Origin of the sequence: Flavobacterium marginilacus, from assembly GCF_026870155.1 — a bacterium.
Classification (GTDB): Bacteria; Bacteroidota; Bacteroidia; order Flavobacteriales; family Flavobacteriaceae; genus Flavobacterium; species Flavobacterium marginilacus.
The window spans coordinates 680,053-700,934 of the sequence record NZ_CP113975.1 but is presented as its reverse complement, the minus strand read 5'-3'; the positions used below and the strand labels follow the sequence as shown (position 1 = coordinate 700,934).

At 33.3% G+C, this 20,882-nt stretch carries 19 protein-coding genes; 4 read left to right on the top strand and 15 right to left on the bottom strand.

Annotated elements, in window-relative coordinates; translation table 11 throughout:
• Positions 1-27: 27 nt before the first annotated feature.
• Positions 28-522 (bottom strand): YkgJ family cysteine cluster protein, encoded by a 495-nt coding sequence (locus tag OZP07_RS03000; protein WP_194641074.1) that lies wholly within the window; start codon positions 520-522, stop codon positions 28-30.
• Between the two features lie 73 nt (positions 523-595).
• Here OZP07_RS03000 and OZP07_RS02995 point away from each other — a divergent pair, with 73 nt between their 5' ends.
• The gene (locus tag OZP07_RS02995) at positions 596-1,303 is read left to right on the top strand and encodes a class I SAM-dependent methyltransferase (RefSeq protein ID WP_281637238.1); all 708 of its coding nucleotides are present in this window, start codon (positions 596-598) and stop codon (positions 1,301-1,303) included.
• Positions 1,304-1,373: 70 nt separating this feature from the next.
• On the opposite strand, the gene OZP07_RS02990 is transcribed toward OZP07_RS02995, so the two are convergent.
• The 8 genes from OZP07_RS02990 to OZP07_RS02955 all read right to left on the bottom strand — a co-directional run bounded on the left by OZP07_RS02990 (position 1,374) and on the right by OZP07_RS02955 (position 8,801).
• Entirely contained in the window at positions 1,374-1,772 is a 399-nt protein-coding gene (locus tag OZP07_RS02990) for an energy transducer TonB (RefSeq protein WP_194641076.1), read from the bottom strand.
• Positions 1,773-2,065: 293 nt separating this feature from the next.
• Complete coding sequence (locus OZP07_RS02985) at positions 2,066-2,698, bottom strand: 7-carboxy-7-deazaguanine synthase QueE (RefSeq protein ID WP_194641077.1); 633 nt, start codon at positions 2,696-2,698, stop codon at positions 2,066-2,068.
• Positions 2,699-3,038: 340 nt separating this feature from the next.
• Positions 3,039-4,709: a tetratricopeptide repeat protein gene (locus OZP07_RS02980; protein ID WP_281637237.1), complete on the bottom strand. Its 1,671-nt coding sequence runs from the start codon at positions 4,707-4,709 to the stop codon at positions 3,039-3,041.
• A 25-nt stretch (positions 4,710-4,734) separates the two neighbouring features.
• The gene (locus OZP07_RS02975) at positions 4,735-5,631 is read right to left on the bottom strand and encodes a PstS family phosphate ABC transporter substrate-binding protein (protein ID WP_349293652.1); all 897 of its coding nucleotides are present in this window, start codon (positions 5,629-5,631) and stop codon (positions 4,735-4,737) included.
• Positions 5,632-5,890: 259 nt separating this feature from the next.
• Positions 5,891-6,688, bottom strand: coding sequence for an energy transducer TonB (locus OZP07_RS02970; RefSeq protein ID WP_194641080.1), 798 nt, complete (start codon positions 6,686-6,688; stop codon positions 5,891-5,893).
• A 32-nt stretch (positions 6,689-6,720) separates the two neighbouring features.
• Complete coding sequence (locus tag OZP07_RS02965; RefSeq protein ID WP_281637235.1) at positions 6,721-7,290, bottom strand: ExbD/TolR family protein; 570 nt, start codon at positions 7,288-7,290, stop codon at positions 6,721-6,723.
• Positions 7,291-7,308: 18 nt separating this feature from the next.
• Positions 7,309-7,932 carry an ExbD/TolR family protein gene (locus OZP07_RS02960; RefSeq protein WP_281637234.1) on the bottom strand — a complete coding sequence of 208 codons (624 nt, stop codon included), beginning with the start codon at positions 7,930-7,932 and terminating at the stop codon, positions 7,309-7,311.
• Between the two features lie 44 nt (positions 7,933-7,976).
• On the bottom strand, positions 7,977-8,801 hold the full coding sequence (locus OZP07_RS02955; protein ID WP_194641083.1) for a MotA/TolQ/ExbB proton channel family protein: 825 nt from the start codon (positions 8,799-8,801) through the stop codon (positions 7,977-7,979).
• Positions 8,802-9,163: 362 nt separating this feature from the next.
• Between OZP07_RS02955 and OZP07_RS02950 the strand changes: the two genes are divergently transcribed.
• Both OZP07_RS02950 and OZP07_RS02945 read left to right on the top strand, forming a co-directional pair.
• Positions 9,164-10,672: a helicase HerA-like domain-containing protein gene (locus OZP07_RS02950; protein WP_281637233.1), complete on the top strand. Its 1,509-nt coding sequence runs from the start codon at positions 9,164-9,166 to the stop codon at positions 10,670-10,672.
• Between the two features lie 7 nt (positions 10,673-10,679).
• The gene (locus tag OZP07_RS02945; protein WP_281637232.1) at positions 10,680-11,138 is read left to right on the top strand and encodes a YybH family protein; all 459 of its coding nucleotides are present in this window, start codon (positions 10,680-10,682) and stop codon (positions 11,136-11,138) included.
• A 2-nt stretch (positions 11,139-11,140) separates the two neighbouring features.
• On the opposite strand, the gene OZP07_RS02940 is transcribed toward OZP07_RS02945, so the two are convergent.
• Entirely contained in the window at positions 11,141-13,531 is a 2,391-nt protein-coding gene (locus OZP07_RS02940) for a penicillin acylase family protein (RefSeq protein WP_281637231.1), read from the bottom strand.
• 179 nt (positions 13,532-13,710) lie between these two features.
• On the opposite strand from OZP07_RS02940, the gene OZP07_RS02935 reads away from it, so the two are divergent.
• Positions 13,711-14,358, top strand: coding sequence for a flavin reductase family protein (locus OZP07_RS02935; protein WP_194641087.1), 648 nt, complete (start codon positions 13,711-13,713; stop codon positions 14,356-14,358).
• A gap of 50 nt (positions 14,359-14,408) precedes the next feature.
• Here the strand turns inward: OZP07_RS02935 and kynU are convergent, their stop codons facing one another.
• The 5 genes from kynU to OZP07_RS02910 all read right to left on the bottom strand — a co-directional run bounded on the left by kynU (position 14,409) and on the right by OZP07_RS02910 (position 20,882).
• Complete coding sequence (gene kynU / locus OZP07_RS02930; protein ID WP_281637230.1) at positions 14,409-15,686, bottom strand: kynureninase; 1,278 nt, start codon at positions 15,684-15,686, stop codon at positions 14,409-14,411.
• A 293-nt stretch (positions 15,687-15,979) separates the two neighbouring features.
• Positions 15,980-17,029 (bottom strand): tRNA preQ1(34) S-adenosylmethionine ribosyltransferase-isomerase QueA, encoded by a 1,050-nt coding sequence (gene queA, locus OZP07_RS02925; protein WP_194641089.1) that lies wholly within the window; start codon positions 17,027-17,029, stop codon positions 15,980-15,982.
• Positions 17,030-17,204: 175 nt separating this feature from the next.
• Positions 17,205-18,440 (bottom strand): 3-phosphoshikimate 1-carboxyvinyltransferase, encoded by a 1,236-nt coding sequence (gene aroA, locus OZP07_RS02920; RefSeq protein WP_281637229.1) that lies wholly within the window; start codon positions 18,438-18,440, stop codon positions 17,205-17,207.
• A gap of 81 nt (positions 18,441-18,521) precedes the next feature.
• A complete protein-coding gene (locus OZP07_RS02915; RefSeq protein WP_012022600.1) occupies positions 18,522-18,848 on the bottom strand; it encodes a nucleotide pyrophosphohydrolase in 327 nt (108 codons plus the stop codon).
• Positions 18,849-18,890: 42 nt separating this feature from the next.
• Complete coding sequence (locus OZP07_RS02910) at positions 18,891-20,882, bottom strand: DUF3858 domain-containing protein (protein ID WP_281637228.1); 1,992 nt, start codon at positions 20,880-20,882, stop codon at positions 18,891-18,893.

Here is a 20,882-nt window from a genome sequence, read left to right as displayed (position 1 = left end):
ACTACAAACTTGTTTTATAGATAATACTTAGAGCGGTAATTTTTTTTTCATTTCTTCAACAATATTGAATGCTGCTGGACATATTGCAACATTCTTAAGCGTTAAATCTGTAATCTGCTGAAATTTTTTTCGGTCTGTATGCGGAAACTCTCTACATGCTTTTGGGCGTACATCATAGATCATACAGGCATTTTCAAAATCTAAGAAAGCACAGGGAACTTTTTGCAACACATAATCTCTATCTTCATCTATACGCAAATACTGTTCGATAAACTGTTGTGATTTTAGTCTTAAAAACTTAGAAACTCTCTCAATGTCCGCCAAAGTAAATAGCGGTCCAGTAGTTTTACAGCAATTAGCACATTTTAAACAATCCGTTTTCTTAAATTCGGCTTCATGAATATCCGCCATTATATAATCTAGATTCTTAGGTGTTTTCTTTTTTAACTTATCGAAATACTTTTTGTTTTCGATATGCTTATCTTTGGCAAGTTTTCCTAATTCGTTTAAAGCTGGTTTCAATTTTGAGATTTGATAATGAATACGCAAAAGTAACAAACTTTAAACTCGGAAATTTAAACTGAAACCTAAATTTATGAAAGATCTTTTTGGGAAAGCAATGCTTGACTACCAAACCAATAACGAACCTGAGGATTTAATAACCGAAACTTCCATTTCTGAAGCAGATGAAATGAGCGTCGCTTATCTATTTCGCAGCTATGCCGAAATGCCTAAAATAGAACAAAAAGCATTACAGCTAGCCAAAGGAAGAATCCTTGATGTGGGATGCGGAGCAGGAAGTCACAGTTTGTCTTTGCAAAACGAAAGACAGCTTGATGTTACTTCTATCGATATTTCGGAAAATGCAATTAAAACTTGTAAACTCCGCGGATTAAAGAATGCTAAAGCACAAGACCTAATGACTTTTGAAAATGACAAGTTCGACACCATCATTGTTCTAATGAATGGGCCAGGAATTTGTGGCAAATTAAAAAATCTTTCTAAATTTCTTTTGAAATTAAAATCGCTATTAAATAAAGGGGGGCAGATTTTAATGGATAGCTCAGACATCATTTATATGTTTGACGATGATGAAGATGGCGGGAGATGGATTCCAACAGAAAATGAATATTATGGCGAAACCATTTTTAACATAACATACAAAGGAGAAAAAGAAGATCCTTTGGACTGGTTATTTCTAGATTATAACACATTGCAAAATGCCGCTTTCGCAAATGGCCTTCAATGTGAGATACTCCTTGAAGGAGAGCATTATGACTATTTAGCCAGACTTTCAATCTAAAAAAAAAACCAAATGTTAAACAACATTTGGTTTTCTATAAAAAAAGGTTTCTTATATTTCAAAACTCCAATTAACCTTGACCCGCAATTTTAATAGGCACTTCATATAGAACCCTAACTTTTTTTCCTCTGGTTTCTCCTGAGGTCCATTTAGGAGACTTACTAATAACTCTCTTTGCTTCAGCACCAGTGCCTCCGCCAAGATCTTTTACTACATTAACATTAGTTACACTACCATCAACTTCGATAATAAAAGCAACTTTTAAAGTCCCTCCGGTGCCATCGTATTCCGGCATTTGAAAATTACTGCTGATAAAAGTCAAGAATGCAGCGTTTCCTCCTGGAAACTCTGGTCTCACTTCTACCTCCTCATAACTATAAGGGGCATCATCAACAATAGTGGCAGTTACCTGTGCCGAAGCAAAATCCACAATAAACAAAGTAATTACAGAAAGTAGAAATTTTTTCATGGGCTAATTGAATTATGTTTATAATTATATTCTAAAAGTAGGTTTTGGTAAATATATAAAAAAATATACTTATAAAAACATATTGTGCAAAAATAACAAAAAGAAAACAATAAATTATCATAAAATTATATTTCACACATAACAATTAATGTTTAAAGAAACCAAAGTGCCTAATTTACAGCTAAATAAACAACTACAAATAAATTAAAAAAAATATTGTTAATTACCCGACAAACGTCTTAGTAATTAACAATATCCTAAAAAATGATAAAAATATAAGCTGTAATTATATTTTATGGAATATTCAAATACTTATGTGTCTGCAATGATACACGCCATTTTGGATTATTCATGACATATTCGACAATTAAAGGAGTCATTTCTTCTTTTTTGCTCCACTCTGGCTGAAGAAAAAGAATTGCATTTGAATTAACCCTTTCAGCTTGTTCTTCTGCAAAAACAAAATCATGTTTATTATATATAATCACTTTGAGTTCATCTGCATTATCATAAACTGTTTGTGTTGGTAATTTATTTTTCTTTGGCGAAAGACATATCCAATCCCAAGTACCGCTTAAAGAATATGCACCAGACGTTTCAATATGGACTTTTAAATTATTCTCTTTTAGTTTTTGAGTCAATGAACCCATATCCCACATTAAAGGCTCACCTCCTGTTATAACAATTGTATCAGCATATTTTGCAGCATTCTCGACTATCAAATCTATTTTAGTAGGCGGATGCAGCTCCGCATTCCAGCTTTCTTTAACATCACACCAATGACAGCCAACATCACATCCGCCTATTCTAATAAAATAAGCAGCTGTTCCAGTATGAAAGCCTTCCCCCTGAATAGTATAAAATTCTTCCATTAGCGGAAGCATAGTTCCTTTATTAACTTCTAATTGAACTTCTTTAGATAACATTGTATAAATTTAAGCTACAAATATACGCAATTAAAAGAAACCTAAAGAATCAGCAGAAAACACAACACACCATTCGCTTTTAAAAGTTTCTGACACGAATTACACTAATTTGCACAAATTAAGATTACTATTTCATTACACAAAATATTCGAAACTGTAAAAGTTGTAAAACTTGATTTCAATTTTGATAAGAATTAGTATTAATTCGTGAAATTCGAGTTTATCTTTTTTTAAATGCGAATACTGTGAAAACACAATCAATATTAAGGTATTAATCAATAATTTATAACAAAAAAAAACGGCAACTATTTCTAATTGCCGTTCTTTAAAAAAAAATTAATTATTTTAAAGATTTCAATGAATCCAAAGCATATTGATTTGCTGGATCAATAACTAATGTTTTATTAAAATACTCTATTGCTTTTGTTTTGTCCGAATTTGCATAACTAGCCCCAGCAGTATTATAACTTTCAATTAATTTTTTAATTACAGCAGGTTTTGCTAATTCTTCAGCACCTTTTTCAGTAACTATATTAACATAATCATTATAATATTTTATTGTCATCTCATCGTTCTCCAATAAACTGTTAGTTCTTGCTCTGTACAAGTATGCATCTTGTGTCTTAGGTGATGCCTCAATTACGGCAGCATAAGCCAAATCTGCTCTTTGCAAAGCAACTGGATCTGGTTTCACATCTTTTCTAGTGTTATCAAAATACAAGCTATTTCCCAAATAGAAGTTGTCCAAAGTATAGTTTTTAGATTCTTTATTTGCAACAGCAATTTCATAAATTGTAGCAGCCTGTTTAAATAATTTTAATTCATATAACTTTTTTCCAATATCACTAATGTTCGGAGCCAAACCATTCGCATCCATCTCAGCAGATTTTTTTACATCCAAGAGACCATTATCAAATAAAGCAGTGTCAAGGTTTTTTCCGTCTTCACCTATTGCTTTTTTAATTTTAGAAAAACCTAAAACTTGATAATCAAAAGCAATAACTTTATTAGCAGCATCCGAAATAAAACTTTCTAAAGATTTTATTGCAACCTCATAATTACCATTTTGATATGCTGAAATACCTAAATAACGAAGAATTCTAGGATTCACTTTGTCAAGCTCAACCATTTTATTTGCTTCCGCTTCCAAAGCTTTATACTCGCCCGCTAAAACTAAGAAATCAGCATGACGCATTCTTGAACTAACTGAATAATCTGTCAAACTCAAATACTTTTCATAATTAAGCAAAGCCTTTTCAATATACACTTTATATTTAGAAGGTTCATTTCTTCCCCATAAATAATATGTCTCAGCCAATTCACGATAAACTGGACCATAATTTGCATTAATAGCAATAACCTCGTCATACGCTTTTACTGCTTCAGTATACGCTTTGGCTCCTTTTAACAAAACACCCAGCTGCATTTTTGCTCTGATCATTGTATTATCAATAGTATACGCATTTCTATAAGCTGAATAAGCTTCGTTTTGATTTTTGTCTCCGAAATAAGCATTCCCTAATGCTAAATTTAATTGAGCATCTTGAGGATTAATCAATTTAGCTCTATTTAAATATTCTAATGCTTTTTTATAATCGGGATTATTCGAAAATGTATAAGCTCGACCTATAAAAATATACTCTTCAATATCTTTCTTTCTTATGTCTTTAATAGCCAAAGCAAATTTTTCTTCAGCAGCGGCAGCATTTCCATTGTCTAAATCAATCAAACCTAGACCAATATTATTTAACCTTGCCCCTTCTGATGCAGTAAGCCCTTTTTGGTAATAAATTTTTGCAGAATCTGCGTTATTTTGCAGTAAATAGACATTACCCAAATAAAAATCAGCTGTACCATTTGTAGGTTTTGCTGCAATTATAGATTTTAAAATTGATTTTGCACTTTCAAATTGTTCAGCATCGATTGCTTTCTTTGCTTGATTAAGATCTTGCGCTCGGCCAGTTGCCACAACTGCCAATAAAGCAATACTTAAAAATTTAACTTTATTCATCTTTATTACATTAAATTAATTTCAATTATTTCTTTTCACTATTAGTCTTACCTCGAATAATATTTAATTTTCTTGCGGGTATCTCAAATGGTAACAAACCTGATTTTAGAACAATTCTTTGTCCAATATCACCCGCAACGAATGAAGAGAATCCCATTCCCAAACCAGAATACCCTTGACAATTCACAACATACAAATCCCTCAATAATGGATAAGATCCTTCTGCAAAATTATTCTGAGAAGGAGCGAAATATCCTTCTTTAGCTAACCCTTTAACACTTAGAACATTGATGTTTTTAATAACAGAATCCATTGATGGATTAGGCTGTGACAACCAGTTAACGCCCACAACACCAATCATCCCATTATTTTCAGATACAAATTTCAAAACTTCATTGTTCGTTTTAAAAGTGTACACATCCTTCTCTGGCAAACCATTCAATCCTGATAAATTATTCATATAATTCACAGTGCTTGAATTTGGATTATCAAAAACTAAACCTTTAATCTTAGAACCTCTCTCCCCTTTCATAAAACCAATAACATCTTTCAAGGCAATTAATGTATCGCTGCTAGATTTATTAGAAACAAAAGCTATACCATCAGTAGCAAATTTAGTTATTTTAGGAACTATTTTTCTTTGCTCAAAAAGATTTAACTCTTTTTTTGACAAATTACGGGCTATTACAACAATACTAGCTTTTTTGTTATATAATGAGTTTAAAACTTCAGATTCCGATTTAGAAACTAAAGTAAATTTTGCGTCGTAAGAACCCTCAAACACCATAACTTCCTCTTCAACTATAGGAGTTACAGTTTCATCAACATAAATACTCGCTTTTCCTTTTAAAATTGTCTCATCATTGAGAGCGGCACTTTCATCTTTTTTACAATTAAAAAAAAGAAAAATAAATAACCCCAAAACTAAATAAACATTAAATCTAGACATAATCAATCTTTATTAGCATTATAAACTCGAAAGAACCGAATAATAGCATAAACAATTAATACAACGCCTAAAGCTATTCTATATTGCATCTGCATATTAAATGGAAACTTATCCCAAAAAATAACCATTATTCCTAAAAAAAAATAAGCTAAGAAAACCAATATGGTTATAACAAGAAGAAATCGCTCAATAAGCGATTTCTCCTTCAAATTGTTAAATAAATTATTCAACATTATTCTGCTGATTGAATGGTAATCGGTAAAGAATACAAAACTCTCACTTTTTTACCATTTTGCTCACCTGGAAGCCATTTTGGACATTTATTCAAAACCCTAATTGCCTCTTTTCCTGTACCATAACCAATATCTCTAACTACTTTGATATCTGTTAATGATCCGTCTTTTTCAACAACAAATGTTACATAAACTTTTCCTTTAAGACCTTCTTCTTCAGGAGCTTGATAATTTTTACCTACGAAAGCATAAAATTTCTCAATTCCCCCAGGAAATTCAGGTTTTTGCTCGATACCCGCTAAAGAGTGTACACTAGTATCTTCTGCAATAACTTCAACTACTGGACCATTACCTACTTCTTCAACTGTAAGAGGAGCATCTGGATCTCCTTTGATAGTTTCTGCTCCAGTTTTTTTGTCTTTGATATCATCCATTTTTGGCGGATCTTCAGTAACGTCTTCAGCCTTTGCAACAACAGGTTTCACAAACTTAACCTGATCCTGTTTCGGCGGCGGCGGTGGTGGCGGCGCAAGATCTTTAGGAGCTTCAACTTTCTTCTTAGGAGGAAGCTTCACGGTGACAATCTTTTTATCCATGTCTTCTTCTTCTCCTCCCTTTGGCAAGTAACTTGCAATAAGAGGAGCACTGATAGCTAGACTAAAAAGAACGCTGCCAATGATAAGAGCCCGCATAGAAGTCTTACGATTCGATTTTCTAAGTTCGTATGCACCATAAAGTTTATTACGACCTTCGAAAACGATCTCAATCCATTGATTTTTTATTAAATCTAATTTCATTTTTTATAATTATTAGGTTATTAGTAAAAAAATTATTTTCTCACTTCTAACAATTTTACTTCTTCAGGTGTAAATTCATTCACTATTGCATAAGAACCAGTCTTATTTACACCAACAATTGCCATTTCATCCAAAACGTCCACCAGATTACGATAGGTCGACTTTTTACTTGGTTTGATAATTACAATCATACCATCATTAGGTTTTCCTTTTGCTGTTGAATATTGCTTAACCTGCTCCATTCTAGACAATAAATCTTTACGAATTCCATCTTTACCATATGAGAAATCTTTCGGTGCCACAAGAGGCTTCTCCAACATCCCCATATAACGTACCAATTTGCCATTCTCACCAAGCAATAAAGTTACTGTACGATTTTCATCGACTTTAATGTTATTTGTTGGTTCACTTTTATCCTCCTTATCTGGCAACGTCAAATCCATGGATTGTGGTTTTGACAAAGTAGTAGTAAGCATAAAGAATGTGATTAATAAGAAAGCCAAATCCACCATGGCAGTTAAATCTACCTTAGAGTTTTGTTTTTTACTTCTTACTTTGCCACCTTTTTTGCCACCGCCACTGTCGGTATTTAATTCAGCCATTTTAGTGTATCTTTTTAATTAAAAATTCTTTCCTCTTAAACCTGTAACCAAGTTAAAGCTATTAACCTTTTGATCTTGCAACATATCCATTATTTGTTTTATTGCAGGATACTGCTCTTTCGCATCTCCTTTTATTGCAAAATTTAATTCTTTGTTATTAACCTCAATATTTGCTTTACGAGAATAAAGAATCCAATCTTTCAATTGATTATCTAAAGAATCCTTCGGTATTCCAGGCTGACCTGCTTTACTTCTATCTGACCCTTTCATATTCAAAATTTGTTTTAAATTTTGAATTGGCACACCAAAACTTTCCATTAATGCAAATTCTTCTGACTCTTTTTCAGTAAAAGGAACATTATATTTATCAGACATAAATTCAAGTGCTTTTTTACGAACATCTTTACCTTTTAGGTCAAAAAATACAGCTGTTTTTCCTTCTACCTTACCAATTGTCAACATTGACAGATTATCTGCAGGCAATTTAGTCTGAACAGTAGATTGCGGAGTATCAACTGGTAATACTTCAGGTGTTTTAGCAGTGGCAGTCAAAATAAAGAACGTCAGCAAAAGAAACGCAACATCACACATCGCCGTCATATCGGTAGATGTGGACTTTTTCTTCATTACTATTTTTCCCATTATTTTTATCTTTTATTTGACATTTTTACATATCAAAATTTAATTTATTGTTTTAAACTACCTCTAAAATGTCTGTAAGTATTTACGATTGTAGTTCCTGCTTCGTCAATAGAATAAGTTAAATCATCAATTTTTGAAGTAAAGAAGTTGTAAGCAACAATTGCAGTAATAGAAGTAGAGATACCTGTAGCTGTATTAATCAAAGCCTCAGAGATACCAACCGCAAGAGCTGCTTGGTCTGGAGTTCCAGCAGAAGCCAAAGCACCAAACGCTTTAATCATCCCTGATACAGTTCCTAATAATCCTCCAAGTGTTCCTAAAGAAACTAAAGAAGAAATAATAGTCATGTTTTTTTCTAACATTGGCATTTCAAGAGCAGTAATCTCTTCAATTTCTTTATGAATCGTTTCAGCAGCTTCTTCACTGTTGAATCCTTCTTTTTTAACTTCTTGGTATTTAACTAATGCTGATTTAATTGCATTTGCTACAGAACCTTGTTGTTTATCACATGAAACAATAGCTCCATCAATATCTCCAGATTTAATACTTACTTGAATTGCCTGCATGAATTTATCTAAATTTCCTTTACCAGCAGCTTTTGTAATAACAAAAAATCTTTCGATAGAGAAAACAATAACCATTAATAACATACCTAATAATACTGGTACTATAAATCCTCCTTTGTAAACTTGTCCTAATGTATTTAACGGGTGCCCTTTTTCAATATCCCCTCCTTCAAAATTCGTTGGATCACCCATTACTTGAGACCAAACCAACCAACCAACAAAAATACATAATGCAATAATAATTCCTGAAACCATTCCTCCACCTTTTGAAGTGCTTTCTTTTTTAACTTTAACGTTTGCCATTTTTTTAAATTTTAAATATTTATTTTAGTTTTAATAAACTTGTATAGGAGCAAATTTAATTTTTTAGTTGAAATAAAAAAACTTTTTTTTAAGTAATCTCACAATTTATTTTATTGTTAAAACTGTACTGCATCTTTTTTTAAGAATAATTGAATATTTTTTCTAAAAATACTTTCTAAATTATTCAAAAAAAAAGCGTTTTTAAGCATTCTGGATGTTTTTATTCAAAAAATAATCAAAACAAAAAAAGAGATAAATTCATCAAATCAATGCTTTTTTGTGATATTATTTATAAGAAACACTTGATTATTTCATTTAAAGAATATTTAATACCTTGCAGTTAACATCTAAACCAGCAAAACATGAGCAAAAAGGAAAATTTTATTCAGCAGATAAATGACGGATATTTATCCAAAGGAGAGAGCATAACGCTTGGTGCCGCTATCCTTGACGGCGAAGTTTTACCCAATACTTTTATAAAAATTCCATTAAAAACATTAAACAGACACGGCTTAATAGCTGGCGCTACAGGAACAGGAAAAACAAAAACGATTCAAGTACTTTCTGAACAATTATCCTCATATGGAATCCCTGTTTTAATGATGGATATTAAAGGTGATTTCAGCGGTGTTGCCAAAGAAGGCGAAGAGAAAGATTTTATAAAAGAACGCCATGAAAAATTAAAGATTCCTTATTCTGTATCAAGTTTCCCTGTTGAATTAATGACGCTCTCTAAACAGGATGGCGTAAGACTCCGTTCTACAGTTTCAGAATTTGGTCCTGTTCTTTTTTCCAGAATTTTAGATTTAAATGATACGCAGGCAGGAGTTGTCTCAATTATTTTTAAATATTGTGACGACAACAAAATGCCTCTGCTGGATTTAAAAGACATCAAAAAAGTCATTAATTATATAACTGACGAGGGAAAAGCCGAAATTGAAGAAAGTTATGGCAAGATCTCCACTTCGACTACAGGGACTATTTTACGAAAAATAATTGAACTCGAACAGCAGGGCGGTGATTTGTTTTTTGGAGAATTGTCTTTTGAAATTGATGACTTACTGCGTATTGACGAAAATGGCAAAGGCTACATTAATATTATGAGACTCACAGATATTCAGGATAAACCTAAATTATTTTCAACTTTTATGCTGAGCTTATTGGCCGAAATACACCAGCAGATGCCTGAAAAAGGAGATGCAGACCAACCAGAATTAGTGATATTCATAGACGAGGCACATCTGATTTTTAATGAAGCCAGCAAGGCATTATTAGAACAAATAGAAACCATAATAAAATTAATCCGTTCCAAAGGAATTGGCGTTTATTTTATCACTCAAAATCCAATGGATATTCCAAGCGGTGTTTTGGCTCAGCTTGGACTCAAAATTCAGCATGCATTAAGAGCATTTACCGCCAATGACAGGCAGGCCATCAAACAATCAGCTGCTAATTATCCAACATCCGAGTATTACAAAACTGATGAAATATTGACCAGTTTAGGAATAGGCGAAGCTTTTGTAACTGCCTTAAATGAAAAAGGAATCCCAACACCGCTTGCAGCTACAATGATGCGTGCTCCTATGAGCCGAATGGATATTTTAACTGATGCTGAAATTCAGGAAATCAACGACAAATCTAAATTAGTTAAAAAATACAGCGAAGCCCTTGACCGTGAAAGCGCATATGAAATGCTTACTAAAAAAATAGAATCTGCTCAAGAACAAACTGCCGTTGTTGAAGAAACTAAAAAAACGAGCAATGAACCAAGTACTGCAAGTGTAGTTACAAAATCAGTTTTGAAAGTTGTGACTAGCGCTACGTTTATAAGAGGAGCATTTGGAATACTTTCTAAACTATTAAAAAAATAACTGCAAGATGAAAAAATTCACAAACCCCTTTATCAATATCTTTATTCTTCTGTTGGTTTTGAATAGCTGTTCTCCAAAATCAGAAACAAAAAATCCAGCCTATGTCAAGTTACAGATTGTCAAAACTGAAAAGGACTTTGAAAAATTAGTAGCCGAAAAAGGACCAGCGGAAGGATTTTATCAATTTGCAGATTCCAATGCCGTTATCAAAAGAGAACACGACACTTTAATCATTGGAAAAACCAATATTAGAAATTATTATTCCAATCCTAGATATCAAAACATAACAGTTACTTGGTCTCCTGACGCTGTAACTGTTTCCGATACTGGCGACATGGCTTCAAGCTACGGCAAATACGTCTGGACTTCTAAAGATTCCTCTGGAAAAGCACAAGTTTCAAAAGGTATTTTTCATACTGTTTGGAAAAAACAAAAAGACGGCACTTGGAAATACATTTGGGATTAAAATTAATTTTTTGCAGGATAAAAAACCAGCTTTGTAGAAGACTGTATAATTTCTTTTTTATTCAATTTCATTTTTCTGAATTTTCCTGAATTATACAATTCAGCCTGATCACTGTAATGACTGCTAAACGGGTTCCCGGATTGACCCGTTGGTAAAATTCCCCAGCTATTTTCAATATCTGAGAAATCTATTACTCTTCTGCTTGAAGGACCGCCTTTTACTTTATAAAAACCATTGTCAGCAAAATCAAAAAACTGATTGTTTATCACTTCATTCGATCCTGAAACTTCAAAAGGCCCCGCATTAAAAAATGGTCTTAACACTGCCAATTTACCAATTGGATGCTGATATTCTACTGTGTGAACTTTTTTCCACTTCCAATCCGAAGGTGAATTTCCTAATTGTTTTTCTAAAGCTGTTATTGCTTCTACAAATGATTTTGTTAGTATCTCATTTCTTGTTTCTTTCTTATTTTTGGTTGAAATATCATCCCACCACGGAGAATTTTCAAAGGAAATCTGTCTTGCGGTAATTTGCTTCATAAGATGAGTTCCAAGAAACTGCTTAAACTTTTCATCACCTAATTCATCATGAAAAGTATTCTTTAAATACAGATAGATCCATTTATTATAAATTGCGGGAGCTGCATCATCCAGATTATTGGTTCCTTTCCATGATTTTAAAACCGTTATTGCTTCCATTTCTATTTTAGAAAGTGATTTTAAACTTAAACCTGCAATTAATTTTTTCACCATTTCGGGTGCAACAGCAGATGTATTGTCATTAATCATCTCACCAACAGAATTCTTATCCCAATTGGATTTTGAATCTAATAATTGTGTAATTCTTTTTGCTCTGTCTTCCGGCAGGTAATATCCCGGATAAACAAAACCATCAATGGCGCTGGGCTGATTGTTTGCAGAATAAACATAATTCCACTCTGGATTGACTGCTGAAGGGTTTTTAGAAAAATCTAAATATTCGAGATCATCATCTTTACCATTTGATCCATTCAGTATAAAATTAGTATTTACACCATTCCTGTGTCTGTATAATTTTCCCGTTGCCCACCAGCCCACATTTCCTTTGGCATCGCCATACATCACATTCAGTCCCGGCGCATGTATTAGCGCAACACCTTTTTCAAAATCGGATATAGATTTAGCATGTGACAGAGCATAAATAGCTTCAATATTATGATTGGGATGCTGTGTATAAATCCAGGACATCGCAACAGGTTTATCTTTTTCCAAACCCTCCAATAAATCATTCATAACAGGACCGTGATGACTTATTTTTATATTCAAAACAACATCAGAAGAATCTTTTATTTTAATCGTTTTCTTTCTGATTTCATAATTACGGAATCCTTTCTTGGTTTTATATTGATTATTGTTTTCTGGATTGTTTTCCTCTTGGTAAAAATCTACATCATCATTTTCAAACATCGTCAGACCATAAGCATATTCGTGATTATGCCCTAATAAAGGAAAAGGAGCGCCTGCCAGATAACAGCCATATAATTCGAAATCGGGAGTTTCTATACAAGCTTCATACCAAGTTCCAGGCTGCGAAAATCCAATATGAGGATCATTGGCAAAAATTACTTTTTTATTTTTTGTTTTTGGCGGAGCAATCACCCAGCTGTTACTGCCTACAAAAGGAGCGATTGGCGATTTATCTAATAGTGAAGCGATAGATTGTGATATAACTGCATATTCCTTCTGATATTGCTTAGCATTCTTAATCTGAACTGTATTGAACTGTCCTTCTAAACCAAAGTCTTTAAGATAATTCATTCCAAATTTATTACGGATATCTGTAAGCAAAGGATCCGTTTTTTGAGCCATTGCAAAACTAAAAGACATATAACCAAAAATATTATACACATCCTGCACCGTAAATTTCTCTTTTTTGATTCCTAACAATTGAAACTCCACAGGTGCTGGTCCCTCATCCATATACTGATTAATCCCATCGAGGTATCCCATCATTAATTGATATGCCGGACTCTTTTTATCTAAATCAGCGATTGCTTTTTGAGAAGCTTCTTCAATTCCTAAGCCAGCAAAAAACTTATCATTCTTTAAAGCGACTGAACCAAAAATTTCGGACAATCTCCCGGGAACTATCCGCCTTAGCAGTTCCATTTGCCATAATCGGTCTTGAGCGTGCACATATCCCAAAGCTGTCATTGCATCTTTGGAGTTTTCTGCATAAATATGAGGCACTCCAAACTCATCAAAATAAACTGTAGTTTCCTTTTGAATATTTTTTAAATAAATTTCTCCTTCATATTTGGGCTTTTGATATTCTCTGTACACTGCAAATAAAATCAATAGAGCAATCAGTAAAAAAATAAAAGCAAACAAGATCTTTTTCAATATTTTCATCAGAAGCAATTTTATAGAATTTTTCAAACTTATATAAAATCATTATACTTTACACGTATTTTCTAAAATATCTTTAAAAAATGCAGACAAACCCTTTTAAACATTATTGTCATTTTTTACTTCAAAAAATGAATACAATTAAACAACCGTTCCTTATATTTGTTTAAACACAGAAACACATGAAAAGCATTTCAAAAGAAACCATTTTAAAAATGGATAAGATTGAGAAATTAAATTTAATTAATTCATGTACCGGATTTAAATCTGCCAATCTCATTGCTACAAAATCTATTGAGGGCAATACCAATGTTGCTATTTTCAGCAGTGTCACTCACTTGGGAAGCAGTCCGTCCCTGATTGGTTTTATTGTACGTCCAACCACTACTCCTAGAGACACTTATAAAAACATCATGGAAACCGGCTATTTCACAATAAACCATATTACAATCGATATGATTGCTGATGCACATCACACATCGGCTAATTATGAATCCGGACTCTCCGAATTTGACAAAACCAATCTTGAAGAAGAATATAAAGATGGAATCAGCATTCCGTTTGTAAAAGGGAGTCCTGTACAGCTCTACTGTAAATTTGTAAATGAATACATAATCAAAGAAAACAATACGATACATGTTATAGCATCCATTGAAAACATATTTTTTGACGAAATACTGGAACATAAAGACGGCTGGCTGCAGCTAGACAAAGGAAATATTGTTACACTAAATGGTGCGGACGGTTATTTTTTACCAAAACTTATCGATCGGTTCCAGCAAGCGCAGCAAGACGTTCCAACAAAATCCTTGAGAAGAGACAAAGAATAAAAATTAATTAACCGAAAACGGGAACAGCATTTAGAACTATTCCCGTTTTTTTATTTCTCTAATATCCCTCTTTTCAAAATCTGACCAAAGTGAAACATATCTTCATAGGAAGTATATAATGGAACTGGTGCCAATCGAATTACATTGGGTTCACGCCAGTCTGTAATTACTCCGTTTTTCATTAAATAGTCAAACAGCTTACGACCTTCTCCGTGAAGAAAAACAGATAATTGACATGCTCTTTCAGAAGGGTTTACCGGAGTGATAATTTCAAAAGATCCATGAACTTCTTTGCTGATTTCATTTAGAATAAACTCTAAGTAAGATGTTATTTTATCTCTTTTTAAGATTAATTGATCCATTCCAATTTCGTCAAACATTTCGACAGAAGCTAAATATGGCGCCAAAGATAAAATAGGCAGATTGCTTACCTGCCATCCTCCGGCTCCCTGAACAGGATCAAAAACCGATTCCATCTTGAAACGACGTTCTTTGTTATGACCCCACCAGCCGGCAAAACGAGGCAGTTCTTTATTATTGTGATGTTTTTCATGAACAAAACAGCCCGATGCATTTCCTGGTCCTGAATTCATGTATTTATAACTGCACCAAGCCGCAAAATCAACATTCCAATCGTGCAGTTCTAATTTGATATTTCCAGCAGCGTGAGCCAAATCCCAGCCTACATAAGCGCCTTGTCTGTGACCAGCTTTGGTAATTGTTTTCATGTCAAAAACCTGACCCGTATAATAATTCACTCCGCCTATTAAAACTAGAGCCAGCTCCTCTCCGACTTCTTCAATTTTTGATAAAACATCTTCCTGCCTGATGTTGTGTTCTCCTTCACGGCGCTTGATTTCTACAATAACATCTTCTGGTTTATAGCCGTGAAAATTCACCTGACTCTGAAACATATACTGATCGGAAGGGAATGCTTTTTCTTCGCAAATGATTTTGTATCGTTTTGCTGTTGGTCTGTAAAATGATACCATCAGCAAATGAAGATTCACTGTCAGCGTGTTCATAACAGTAACTTCTGAAGGCAAAGCACCTACTAATCTGCTCAATGGATCTGCAAAACGCTCATGATAGTCCCACCAGGGTTTTTCAGCATAAAAATGGCCTTCAACAGCTAAATCTGCCCAATCATTCATTACTTCATCAACATACTTTTTGGCTCTTTTGGGCTGTAATCCCAATGAATTTCCTGTAAAATAAATCACCTTTTTCCCATTTACTTTTGGAAAAATAAATTCATCTTGGTATTTGTGTAAATAGTCTTGAATATCTAATTTTTGAGCAAATTCCAGAGTGTTTTCGAAATCCATTTTTTTATTATTTATGCCGTAAAAATAGAAAAAATAAAACAAATCAGTCGTTAACAAAGATAATTCAACAAAAAATCAATCTATTTTAAATCAAATTTTAAACTTAAAGCAACAATCTTCTTATGAAAAACAAATTGCGTTAGGCTCATAATTTAGATAACAGATATTAGATGACAGTATTCAGTTTTTTTGTTTTTTGTTTTTTTGAACCGTCTGTTCGCTTCGCTCTATTTGGTACAAAAAAAAATCTCGCCATTGCTGACGAGACTTTGTATTTAATTTTGAATATGCGATTAGATAATCAGCATGGCATCTCCATAAGAATAGAATTTATATCCTTCTTTGATTGCTTCTTCGTATGCTCTTTTCATTAAATCGTGTCCGCAGAAAGCAGAAACCATCATTAACAAAGTAGATTTTGGAGTATGGAAATTCGTAATCATACAAGTTGGAATAGCAAAATCGTGAGGAGGGAAAACGAATTTGTTTGTCCATCCATCATAAGGATTCAGCGTGTTTTGTGAAGAAACTGAACTTTCTACAGCACGCATAGAAGTAGTTCCTACCGTACAGATTCTTTTCTTTGCTGCCTTTGCCGTGTTTACAACATCACAGGCTTCCTGAGTGATTTTCAGCTCTTCGGAGTCCATTTTGTGTTTTGACAAATCTTCAACCTCAACTGGATTGAAAGTCCCTAAACCAACGTGAAGCGTCACTTCTGCAAATTTAACTCCTTTAATTTCTAATCTTTTCAATAAATGTTTAGAGAAGTGCAAACCAGCAGTTGGTGCTGCTACAGCTCCTTCTTCTTTAGCATAAATCGTCTGATAACGCTCAGCGTCTTCTGGAGTCACTTCACGGTTAATGTATTTTGGAATAGGAGTTTCTCCTAGTTCAGTCAATTTATTTCTGAATTCTTCATAAGATCCATCATAAAGAAAACGCAATGTTCTTCCGCGTGAAGTTGTATTGTCAATTACCTCAGCCACCAATGAATCATCGTCGCCAAAGTATAATTTATTCCCGATTCTGATTTTACGTGCCGGATCTACCAAAACGTCCCAAAGTCTTTGTTCTGCGTTTAGCTCTCTTAACAAAAACACTTCAATTCTTGCACCAGTTTTTTCTTTATTCCCATATAAACGGGCTGGAAAAACTTTAGTATTATTCAAAATTAAAACATCACCATCATCAAAATAATCGATAACGTCTTTGAACATTTTATGTGTTATCGTCTGATTCTTGCGGTCTACAATCATCAAACGAGACTCATCTCTGTTTTCGGCTGGATATTCTGCAAGAAGTTCTTTTGGTAAATTGAAGTTAAAGTGGGATAATTTCATTTGCTGTTTTTTAAAAAGTTTAAAAATTCAAGTCACAGACTGTTCAGCCTGAACTTAAAAATCTTTCGGGTGCAAATATACGATTGTGAAACAGGCGTTGTCAAGTGTTTAGGTGTTTATTTTTACCTCACTCCAGCCCTCTCCAAAGGAAAGGGAGTTGAAACTCAACAATCGTCTAGGTAAATGACCATTTTTGAACAACAAAAAAGCCCAGTCTTTTTAAATCATCCCAAAAATCAGGATATGATTTTGACACCACATCGGCATTATTGATAATAATTGGCACTTTTAATGCTAATGGTGCAAATGCCATTGCCATTCTGTGGTCGTTATAAGTATCAATTCTTATTTCTTCATTAATCTTATCTGTTGCCGCTAATGTCAAACTATCATTGGTTACTGATATGTTAGCTCCAAGTTTAGTTAATTCGATTCGGAGTGCTTCCAGCCTGTCAGTTTCCTTAATTTTTAAGGTGTGCAGGCCTGTCAAGTGGCAGCCAATACCCAATCCCAGACAAGTAACTACAATAGTCTGTGCAATATCCGGCGTATTATTTAAGTCGAAAGTAATGTCTTTATAATCGAAACCTTCTTGTTTTGTCAAAATAATTTTATTGCCTTCAAATTGGGAAGAAACCCCCATTTGTTTATAGATTTCAACCAAAGCAGAATCTCCCTGCAGGCTTGTTTCTTTATAACTTGTCAACGAAACAGAAGCTGTTTTTGCCAAAGCAGCTAAACTGAAAAAGTAAGAAGCTGAACTCCAATCGGATTCCACTGTCATTACTTTGGTTTCTACTTCTTTTTTAGGTTTTACTGTAATAACGTTTCCAACGAAACTAGTTTCAATATTTAAATCATTTAGCAGAGCCAAAGTCATTTTGATATATGGAACAGAAGTTATTTCGCCAACCAAAGTCAGTTCAATTCCGTTCTCTAATTTTGGCGCTACCAAAAGCAATGCCGATATATACTGACTGCTTACATTCGCAGGAATGCTGACTTTATTTGCTGTAATTTTCTGCCCTTTGATACGAATTGGCGGATAGCCTTCTTCTTTTTCATATGTTATTTTTGCTCCTAACTGCACCAAAGCTTCTACCAAAACTTTAATTGGACGTTCAGTCATTCTTTGAGATCCTGTCAAAACCACTTCACGGCCTTCGTTTACTGCAAAATAAGCTGTCAAGAAACGCATTGCTGTTCCTGCATGATGGATATCTACAATTTCATCATCGCCTTTCAATGCTTTTTGCATCACTTCACTATCATCAGAATTTGATGTGTTGGCCAAAGTAATATTGGAAAACAAAGCCTGCAACAGCAAAAGTCTATTGGTTTCGCTTTTGGAACCTGTTATTGCAATTTGATCTTGTAAATCGAGATGGGAAGTTTGAACTAGTAAATTCATTTTTGAATACGTTGTAATTGGTCTTTTGGCAAATTTATTTTAAAAAAAGTAACAACCAAAGTTTTGCCGTAACTTATAACATTATTTTAGTTTATCGTTGTTTTTGTGGCGGTCCTTGTCTCTAACTGATTTCAGATCCATTTTTTTATCAAAAGCAGCCTGTAAATCGATTCCTGTCTGATTCGCCAAACACAATACTACAAAAACTACATCAGCCAATTCTTCCCCAAGATCCTTATTTTTATCACTCTCTTTTTCAGATTGTTCTCCGTAACGGCGTGCTATGATTCGGGCCACTTCACCTACTTCTTCGGTAAGCTGCGCCATATTAGTCAGTTCATTGAAATAGCGGACTCCGTGTTCTTTAATCCAGGTATCTACGTCTAATTGTGCATTTTTTAAATCCATTTGTAAATTTTTATGACAAATATACAAACGGGCGAAGTTTTGCTATATTCTTTTAAGAACTATTTTTTCAGTTTCTTTCGTTATCATCTTTTGATAAAAATCTTTGATAGATTCATAAAAATCAGCTGAAACGATAGCCATATTAACCTCTTTGGTCATTAAAATCTGTATCCTATTCTGTTCATAGACGATATTCATCGAAAAAGACAATTCCTTTCCTTCTGTAGAAATCTTGATAGATTTAGGAATTGATTCTACGGTATAACCTTCTGGAATTTCATAACTGACATTATATTTTTCTAATTTGGGATAGCCGAAATAGATTGGCATTTCCCTTTTTTCCTGAACAAAAGGATTATGTGATTCTGTAAAAAACAAAACGGGGTTAAAATATATTTTATCGCCAATAATATCACATTGATTGTTTCCAGAAAAAGCGAATGTTTCTATAATAGGATCCTCAAAACGAGTCTTTTTATTATCAATAACATACCCTTGGATTTTAATTCCATTTAAATTGTTTTCTACTTTTTCGAGATAATTATCAGTATCCATTTCTGCATATTTATCTCTAAATTTATAGGCTTCATAATCTGTCAGCTGTGATCGGCACTTCCCGTCTATCCCGCCAGACTTATCTAATTTTACCATCAGGGTATAATTCTTAATCGAATTCTTTACAGGTACTAATTCTACTTCCTCAGAAATTCCTTCTTGCTTAAGAAGCCTTCCTTTCCAGTTTAGAACATTCAATGGCAAAATATTCTGTGTGGTATATTTATGGGTCGCATCTAATAAAATCTGCTTTCCATCAATATTCACGGAGGCAATAACATAATTAAAAACAGTTCTATTTGGAAAAACAGGCAATCCATGTTCTTTGGTACTTACTAATACAGGATTTGCATCTAGTCCTACTAATTTCAACATTGAGATAAGTATAAAATTTATTTCGGCTACATTTCCCGTTCTATTATTATACGCCTGTTTTACGCCTTTATCTATATAATATCCATAATCATTGTTCCAATGCATACGGTCTTGAACGAATTTAAAAACTATTGCCAGTTTTTCTTCCTTAGAATCAATTCCTTTTAAAATCAATCTAGCATCTTCCAGAAGATAAGAGCTATCTTCTAACTCTTTTCCAAATCCTTTATCTGCATATATAGTTTTGGCTACACCATCCCAATCTTTGGAATAATTCTTTTCTTTTTCATCAGGAAAATTTGTCTTTTCAAGCTCATGATGCAATGACGATTGGTAATTGTGAATATTATCAACAAAATCCTCTTCTTTTAATGCTGGAATATTTTCTGCACTGTATTTATTTTTAATCTGATCAAAACTCAAATTAACTGATTGATGATATTGATTATCATAATTAAGACTTCCGTTTGTAACTTTTGAATCTAATTTAAGATTTACATAACCAACCTGAATAGGTTTGTAAGTAAAAAAGTAAGGGATATTAGTAGTGTATTCAGCTTTATTTACTGGAATTTTATCTTGAAAATAAAAAACCGGAAATTTAACTATGTTCTCCGTTTTCAAAACATATTTAAATTCTATCACTGAGCCTTCTTTTATATTTGGCAATGTTATTGTAGCTTCATTCCAATATTCGTTTACATTTTTCTTAAAACTGCCTTCATTGTTGAGTTTAGTTTTAGCGATTGCACCATTTTCTAAATTATAGGTTACAGCACTTGAAAAAGCGACAACATCGTCATTATAATTTTCGTATCCCACATAATATGGCACAGTAAAATTGGCCCAATTATAACCTTCCTTCTTATAAATTTTAATCCGCATGGAAACTTCAGTGATTGCTGTAAATCCTCTATCTCTGTTGTATTCAAAACTAGTTTTACCGTTCTTATATAATATTGCAGCTGCCGCACTTGAGTCGTTAGGATGCTGCTTTTCTTTTAATTCTGCAATTGATACTTTTCCTAATTCAAAGTTTTGAGCATTTATTTTTACAAATGAAAACAATATCAACAATCCAAGAAAAGTTTTAATTTTTTTCAT

What these genes read in the sequence shown, in the direction of transcription:
- OZP07_RS02945 (WP_281637232.1), top strand. Translation starts at nt 10,680, where the DNA reads ATGAAAAAATTCACAAACCCCTTTATCAATATCTTTATTCTTCTGTTG.
- OZP07_RS02985 (WP_194641077.1), bottom strand. Translation starts at nt 2,698, where the DNA reads ATGTTATCTAAAGAAGTTCAATTAGAAGTTAATAAAGGAACTATGCTT.
- queA (WP_194641089.1), bottom strand. Translation starts at nt 17,029, where the DNA reads ATGAAATTATCCCACTTTAACTTCAATTTACCAAAAGAACTTCTTGCA.
- OZP07_RS02970 (WP_194641080.1), bottom strand. Translation starts at nt 6,688, where the DNA reads ATGAAATTAGATTTAATAAAAAATCAATGGATTGAGATCGTTTTCGAA.
- OZP07_RS02995 (WP_281637238.1), top strand. Translation starts at nt 596, where the DNA reads ATGAAAGATCTTTTTGGGAAAGCAATGCTTGACTACCAAACCAATAAC.
- OZP07_RS02935 (WP_194641087.1), top strand. Translation starts at nt 13,711, where the DNA reads ATGAAAAGCATTTCAAAAGAAACCATTTTAAAAATGGATAAGATTGAG.
- OZP07_RS02940 (WP_281637231.1), bottom strand. Translation starts at nt 13,531, where the DNA reads ATGAAAATATTGAAAAAGATCTTGTTTGCTTTTATTTTTTTACTGATT.
- aroA (WP_281637229.1), bottom strand. Translation starts at nt 18,440, where the DNA reads ATGAATTTACTAGTTCAAACTTCCCATCTCGATTTACAAGATCAAATT.
- OZP07_RS02950 (WP_281637233.1), top strand. Translation starts at nt 9,164, where the DNA reads ATGAGCAAAAAGGAAAATTTTATTCAGCAGATAAATGACGGATATTTA.
- OZP07_RS02990 (WP_194641076.1), bottom strand. Translation starts at nt 1,772, where the DNA reads ATGAAAAAATTTCTACTTTCTGTAATTACTTTGTTTATTGTGGATTTT.
- OZP07_RS02980 (WP_281637237.1), bottom strand. Translation starts at nt 4,709, where the DNA reads ATGAATAAAGTTAAATTTTTAAGTATTGCTTTATTGGCAGTTGTGGCA.
- OZP07_RS02960 (WP_281637234.1), bottom strand. Translation starts at nt 7,932, where the DNA reads ATGGGAAAAATAGTAATGAAGAAAAAGTCCACATCTACCGATATGACG.
- OZP07_RS02910 (WP_281637228.1), bottom strand. Translation starts at nt 20,882, where the DNA reads ATGAAAAAAATTAAAACTTTTCTTGGATTGTTGATATTGTTTTCATTT.
- OZP07_RS02915 (WP_012022600.1), bottom strand. Translation starts at nt 18,848, where the DNA reads ATGGATTTAAAAAATGCACAATTAGACGTAGATACCTGGATTAAAGAA.
- OZP07_RS02965 (WP_281637235.1), bottom strand. Translation starts at nt 7,290, where the DNA reads ATGGCTGAATTAAATACCGACAGTGGCGGTGGCAAAAAAGGTGGCAAA.
- kynU (WP_281637230.1), bottom strand. Translation starts at nt 15,686, where the DNA reads ATGGATTTCGAAAACACTCTGGAATTTGCTCAAAAATTAGATATTCAA.
- OZP07_RS02955 (WP_194641083.1), bottom strand. Translation starts at nt 8,801, where the DNA reads ATGGCAAACGTTAAAGTTAAAAAAGAAAGCACTTCAAAAGGTGGAGGA.